Annotated in this window: 4 protein-coding genes; 2 read left to right on the top strand and 2 right to left on the bottom strand. The window is 41.2% G+C overall.

What is annotated here, in order from left to right:
- A partial coding sequence (locus AACS98_RS04225; protein WP_066376692.1) for a DNA polymerase III subunit gamma/tau occupies nt 1–1280 on the bottom strand: 1280 nt, incomplete at its 3' end.
- Between the two features lie 286 nt (nt 1281–1566).
- On the opposite strand from AACS98_RS04225, the gene AACS98_RS04220 reads away from it, so the two are divergent.
- Both AACS98_RS04220 and AACS98_RS04215 read left to right on the top strand, forming a co-directional pair.
- On the top strand, nt 1567–2241 hold the full coding sequence (locus AACS98_RS04220) for a hypothetical protein (RefSeq protein WP_082803687.1): 675 nt from the start codon (nt 1567–1569) through the stop codon (nt 2239–2241).
- Between the two features lie 312 nt (nt 2242–2553).
- The gene (locus AACS98_RS04215) at nt 2554–6294 is read left to right on the top strand and encodes a CHAT domain-containing protein (protein WP_066376690.1); all 3741 of its coding nucleotides are present in this window, start codon (nt 2554–2556) and stop codon (nt 6292–6294) included.
- On the opposite strand, the gene AACS98_RS04210 is transcribed toward AACS98_RS04215, so the two are convergent.
- A complete protein-coding gene (locus AACS98_RS04210; RefSeq protein ID WP_066376687.1) occupies nt 6295–6960 on the bottom strand; it encodes a hypothetical protein in 666 nt (221 codons plus the stop codon).
- Between the last annotated feature and the right edge of the window lie 359 nt (nt 6961–7319).

Raw genomic sequence — 7319 nt, 5'->3', positions numbered from 1 at the left:
GGGGGAGATGGGGGAGGTGGGGAAGATGAGGAAGGTGGGGGAGATGGGGGAGATGAGGAAGATGGGGGAGGGGGGGAAGATGAGGAAGGTGGGGGGGCTACTTTTGGCGATGATAATGGTGGCGGTGAGGAGGGGCGATAGTTACTTGGTGATACTACAGGTAAGACACCTGTAGCGGGGGGCTGAATATTGGCACTAGGTAATAATCCCAGTAATGTCACCTCTAACCATAAGCGCGGCTGGGTTGTGTTTTTCAGTTGTAATTCTGCTTGTTGTAAGTTTTTTTGTCCCAACAAAATGGTACTCATAGACAAAGACTGGGCGCACTCAACGAGTTCTGTCCAGGTTTGCTGGGTACAAGCTACTAAATTGTGGCGATTGGGTGCGGTTTTGGCAATCAGTAAATCACGGTAGAAGGCGGCGAGATTTTGGAGAATGGTTAATGGTTCTCGACCACGATCTAAAATTTGACGGGTGGAGTCTAAGACGGCTTCTGGGTGATCTTGGGCGATCGCCCGCAATAATGTTAGTAAGTCTCTTTCGCTGACAGAACCGACTAAATCCCAAACTTTATCCGGGGTAACTTCCCCAGATAACAATGCTAATTGATCAAGTAAACTTTCCGCGTCTCGCAATCCACCTTGAGATAACTGGGCGACTAGGGTGATGGCTGCTGGTGAAATCTGAATATTTTCTTGAGCGGCGATCGCACTTAAATGCTGTATCATCGCCTCTATCTCAATGCGTCTAAAATCAAACCTTTGACAACGAGAAATAATTGTCGGTAATACCCTTTGTGGGTCGGTTGTCGCCAACACAAAAACTACATGTTTAGGTGGTTCTTCTAGGGTTTTAAGTAGCGCATTGAACGCTGCACTACTGAGCATGTGGCATTCATCAATGACATACACCTTATAGCGACACTGCACGGGTGCAAATTGGGCTTTTTCAATCAACTCGCGGATATTATCAACACCAGTGTTACTGGCAGCATCAATTTCAATTACATCTAAGGAGTAGCCTTTAGTGATTCCTTGACACACATCACAAACGCCACAGGGTTCAGCCGTGGGTTTGTCACTTTTGAGACAATTGAGCGATTTAGCCAGAATTCGCGCACTAGAAGTTTTTCCTGTACCTCTAGGGCCAGTGAACAAATAAGCAGGTGCAATTTTAGCTGTCAGAATAGCATTAGTGAGAGTGGTAGCGATCGCCTCTTGCCCCACCAGTTCAGCAAAACTCTTTGGGCGATACTTGTGGTGCAGGGGTTCGTAAGACATGGATAGAAAATTTCAATACCCTTCAAAATCTATTAATCAGTTGTGCTGGAATTACTTACAAGCCATCATTAGTTTTTGTCAGCCAAGAGTCTGAACATTTTGAATTTTGAATGGGGTTAAACCATTTTAAACTTTGCCACTATCTGCTCGAAGGTCACATACCCTAGAAGAAACAACAACACACCTACATACATTATTTTATTGACAGGAGTCAAACCACAGTACAGTGGGATGCTAAAAACACCCAATGTAGATGTCGCTACAATCTTAGGGGAAACAATAGTAAATGGTACAGCAAATGCTCAAGCGGCTAGTCCAGTGGCTTAAAAGTCTTTTTCAAGGCTTGTTTGGGAGAAAATCAACTCCTGTAAAAGTTGGTAACAACGTGCAGCAACAACCAGCACCTCCCCTTACCGACACAGATTTAGAATTTCTGTTCACCGAACTTTTAGAAGGAGTTCATCAGGCACGTGGACAAACTTGGGCTGTACAATGGCTAGCAAAGATTGAGCATCGTATTCCCACAGAACGCTGGATAGACTGGTTAAAACGTTTTGGTGAACGATTAGTAGCATCACCCTCACCTAATAATGAGTTAGCTGCTCGATTAGTACAACTGGGTGAGTTGGACATCGGGGAAGTAGGAAATGTTGCCTATGATATCGGTATGCAGGTGTTAACACGCAATCAAGGTCAACCCATCTGGGAATATGACGGGCCTGATGCTGATAGTACAAATATATCATCAACAGAAACCTTTTCTGCACCAGAAGCACCTCAAGAGGGAGAATATCAAACAGTCACCCTAGATCAGTTGTTTATCATGTTGCAGCAAGATGAAACCTTACGTCAGCAGATTGCCCAACAGCTAGCCCTGGAAACTGATGATCCGCAAGTGATTATCCAAACATTAATTAATCAATATCATGCTGCTAGTCAATCAACAACCGATTCCGTATAAATTGATGTGGAAGGGATTGGGGATTGGTGAATGGGGACTCTTCAGAAGCAGGGGAGCAGGGGAGATTTTTACCCAAAAATTCTGAAATTTAAGAATTTTGTAGGCGCAAGCCTAGCCCCCATGCCCCATGATAAATAATGATTGACTCAAGTCTATTGCCTATTGGCTATTGACTGTTGTATATTTTTGCTAATCTAACTACGTAAAATATGGATAATTTCAGTTGATTTCACGGAAATCATGAAAAATCATGATTTGTTTAACACAACGATCGCTACAATCTAGGGTAAGTAAAATCCAAAAGTATAGCAGATGCTCACGCGGCTATTGCAGTGGCTTAAAACTATAGAAAAACAAACCTTTGGTAGTAAACAGACTGGTTCTGTTGAGGCTACAAATGGAAACCAGGCGGCAGAAGTGCCACCTGAACTGTCTAATGCGGATTTGGAACTTTTATTTACCCAACTACTGGAAGGTGTCTACCAAGGGCGAGGACAGCAATGGGCAATTAAGTATCTGCAACGCATGGAAGACCGCATCAGCGTTGAGCGTTGGATAGATTGGCTATTAGTCTTTGGCGAAAAGTTACTCATGTCACCTGCTCCTCATCATCAGTTAGCAACACAGATGGTGCAGTTAGGTGAATTGAATATTGGCAAGGTGGGTGAACTCGCCTACGACATCGGTATTCAGTTGTTAAACCGCGATGCGGAGCCATTCCCAGAAGTCGATGAGGCAGGAGAAACTTATAATATTACAGTCACCGCTACAGACAATACTAGATTAGATACCTCTGGATTAGACACCCCTGGACAAGAATTAATCCGCAACTTCGGCGAACTATTATGGGAATCTGACGAGTCACCAACTACAATCAACCCAGAAATCCCAACTAGCCCGATTGCAGACAGCAGTACGGAAAGCTTACCTGTACAAAATCGGGAAGTACAGGATGAGGTAATTGAATTTTCAGCCCCGATTGCACCAGTCATCGACAGCAGTACGGAAAGCTTACCTGTACAAAATAGAGAAGAACAAAGGGAAGAAGTCGTAACCACAGAAGCACTCAGACTGATACCAACGCAAGAAGATGTAATTAACCAGTTGAGTGAATTGGGATTTGATGCTCAAAGAGCAAGATTAGGGAGCTTAATAGTATCAGCAGCTAATTCACAGTCAGATGTAGCCAATACTCTAGATGAATTATTGGTACGATTGGAGCAGAGTGCTAGTTTAGTGCAGCAGTTAGCAAGTAATCTGTCAGTACCGAGCAATCATCTGTCATCGATTGCTGCCACATCATCGAATGTCTTTACAGCCCAAGCATGGTTTTATCAAGGGTTACAGCAAGCTAAAGCTGGGGATTTAGCAGGGGCGATCGCATCCTATAATCAAGCTATCCAACTCAACCCCAACGCCGCAGAATATTGGTTCAATCGTGGTTTAACTTTATTTCACTTAGAATATTTGACAGAGGCAATCACCTCCTATGACCAAGCCATTGCACTCAAACCCGATTACTATAAAGCTTGGTACAATCGGGGGGGAACTCTGGGACAATTAGGTATGTTTGAAGAAGCGATCGCCTCTTTTAATCAAGCGATCGTCATTCATCCCGATTACCCAGAAGTATGGTCTAGTAAGGGTTGGGCTGAGTTAAAATTAGGACAAATTACCACCGCGATCGCTAGTTTTGACCAAGCTCTACAATTAGAACCCGAAGATGCCGAAAATTGGTATTATCGCGGTATCGCCCTCGGTGTCGATGAACAGCATGCACAAGCCATAGCATCCTACGATAAAGCCTTGGAAATTAATCCAGATTTCCACGAAGCTTGGATTGACCGGGGAGTAGTATTATTTAATTTACAACAATGGTCAGCAGCGATCGCTTCTTGGGATAACGCCCTCACCAGTCAACCGGATATTTATCTAGCTTGGTATAATCGCGGTATAGCCTTAGAAAACTTAGGTCAAAGAGAAGAAGCGATCGCCTCTTATCAACAAGCTATAGTTATTAAGTCAGATTTCCACTTAGCTTGGTATAACCAAGCGGTAGCCTTATTTTATTTAAAACGCTATTGGGAAGCGATCGTTTCTTATGACAACGCCTTAGAAATCAAACTCGACTATTGGGAAGCTTGGATTGGCAGAGGCACAGCATTAGGCTATATTGAGAGCGATCGTTTAAATCTGACGACTACCATAGCAGTCAATCATCCTGCCTTAAACCAAGGTAGCTACATAGGCAAAATAGCTAGTTATGAAGAAGGCTTAAAACATATTCGCCCAGACACTCACCCAGAAGGTTGGGGCAGATTACATCTAGCCATTGGTAATACTTACTACGACCAAGGTAAAAAACATTATACATCTCGTAACTATTGGCGTAAAGCTGTAGTTGAGTACAATCAAGCATTATTAACTTTAACCAGTAGCGTCTTTCCTCACTTACATTTAGAGGTTTTACAATCCTTAGTTAAAGCATTATTAGGCTTAGGACAAACAGCACAAGCGCAAGATTTACAACAACGTAGCGCAAATTTATTACAACAATTACTCTCAGAATCAACTCGTTCAGAAGACAGCAAAAAACAACTAGCTCTCAAATTTGCGGGAATAGCACAAATGGCGGTTGATATTGCCGTCGAGTATGGTGATTTAGTAGAAGCTTGGGAAATAGCCGAATATAACAAAAATTCCTGTTTAAGCTGGTTATTATTTGGGAGGAATGCAGATATTTATCCCCTGAAATACTCCTCAGTTCAACAGATACTCAATCCTCAGACAGCAATTATTTACTGGCATATTAGCCCCGTCGCTCTACATACCTTTATTATTAAATACCAAGCTCCATCACCCATCTTAGTTTTCACACCAATTCAAAACATAGAAACCGACAACCCCACACCTCTGCAAGACTTACCTTTACCAGAAGCCACAAGAAGACTCATAGCATTTGAAAATTGGTTAGATAATTGGCAACAAGACTACCAAGAATATCGCCACCAAGCACAGGATCAAACTAGCAAAAGCAATCATGCTTGGCGCGTGCAAATGGAACAACGGCTGTTAGAATTAAGAAATATTCTCGAAATTGACACAATTATCCCAGAACTAGAAGATATTAGCCAATTAATTTTAGTTCCTCACCGTGATTTGCAGCGATTACCCCTGCATACTCTTTTCTATAACTCTGCTTCCCCAGCAGAACAACTCAATTTTGAGCCTCACTACATCATTACTTATCTGCCTAGCATCCAAACTGGTTTATCTATACGAACTGCAACCAATTGGCAGTTGTCAGAGCAACCTTTATTAAGTGTTGAATATCCTACAAATACAAATTATTACACCCTGAAATTTGCCAACCTAGAATCAGAAATTGTCAGCCAAATATTTACTGATTCCCATCGCATCCAGGGAGAAACAGCAACTAAAGATAATGTGGCAGCCACCCTATTTGATTATTACTTTAATAAATACAACGTCTTTCATTTTGCTGGGCAAGGCATCAATAATTTACATGAACCTAGCCAATCAGAATTAGCATTAGCCGGGGAAGATAAACTAACATTAGGAGAGATTTGCCAAGGAAATTTAGCAAGTTACAATTTGGTGACTCTCTCCGCCTGTGACACTGCGATTACTGAACACCAGATAATTACTACAGAATATGTAAGTTTAGTCAATGGTTTTGTAGCTGGCGGTGTTCCCTATGTAGTGAGTACTCTGTGGAGTGTAGAATCATCAGCCAGTGCCTTAGTAATTATAGAGTTTTACCGACGATTACAGGTAGTGCGATCGCCCAATCTCGCCTTAAGTGAAGCCACAAAATGGCTCAGAGAATTAACCGCCTCAGAATTAACCCAATGGTACGAAGACTTACTCAATCAATTACCGCCAGAAGAACTAAAAATCAGAGCCTATGTAGCCACACATCAGTATAGAATCAGCAAAATGACACTTGATAAAAAACTATATTCTCATCCTTACTATTGGGCAGCTTTTATATTGACAGGTAAACCCAGCCACAATAATTATAATTCCTAATCACCGTTTCATCTCCACAGATGCTTTTTTACATTTCATCCAAAAACCTAAACCCAAAACAACAACTGTACTACCCATTGTTAATGGTTCAGGAACTGGCTTACTTATATGAGTCAATGATAAATTATCTAATGCGAAATGTTGACCAACACCTACATAATCCGGTACTTGAACACCACCAAAGGAACTGAATCTTACTCGATCAACATTAAGGTAATTAAATACAAACTGTGTCGGTGTTATGGAATCAACAGTTACGATTTGTGAATAGCTGAGGTTTCCCTTCGTAAAACCTTCTACCAGAATATTTAAACCATTCTTCCAAGCTGCTGTCAAATAGACACTATTGAAGTTAAACGTGTTTCCACTAATACCACTAATGGTAGCAGGTTTTGCCCAGGCATTATAAGCTATATTTCGTTGTGACACTGTGCCATTCTTGTAACCGGATGCGTATACATAATTAACAGTGTTCAGCATATAAAAATTATCCCACTTTAATCTATTGTAGCCATTGGGAATATGAGCTTCACTGTTAGTCAGATCATCAAAATTGATCACAGTAGTTGAAGCAAGTTCTACCGCTTGTACTGGTTTGATACTTGCAATACTTAAAGTCATAGCGATACCAGCACTAGCTAGACTTAACTTATTCACTAGGTTCATTTTTAATTTCCTATTTCTGGGAAAATTCGTAAAAAAACCTTAATCGTAGAAACAAAATATACTATGTCGTGTTTTTTTGGCAGAAGCAGAAAAATAGATTTAACTAAAAATTCAAAATTACCGGCTTTTTATAAATTTTATATGAAGAAAAACCTGAAAATTCTGGCATAACTATCATTTATTGACTCTCATGCCATATACATTAAAATTGCAATCAAGTACATAAAAGGGTGCGTTAGCCTGAAGACATAACGCACCCTACTGGACTGACACGACTAAAATGATGCACAAATATAATTCAAGATTTCTTGTGGTGCAGGCAAGATGCCTGCACCACAAGAGTTTCCTAATGCAATAAA

Source organism: Anabaena sp. CA = ATCC 33047, from assembly GCF_963870205.1.
GTDB lineage: Bacteria > Cyanobacteriota > Cyanobacteriia > Cyanobacteriales > Nostocaceae > Trichormus.
Note: the sequence above shows the minus strand (reverse complement) of the source record. Positions and strands in the feature narration are given on the sequence as shown.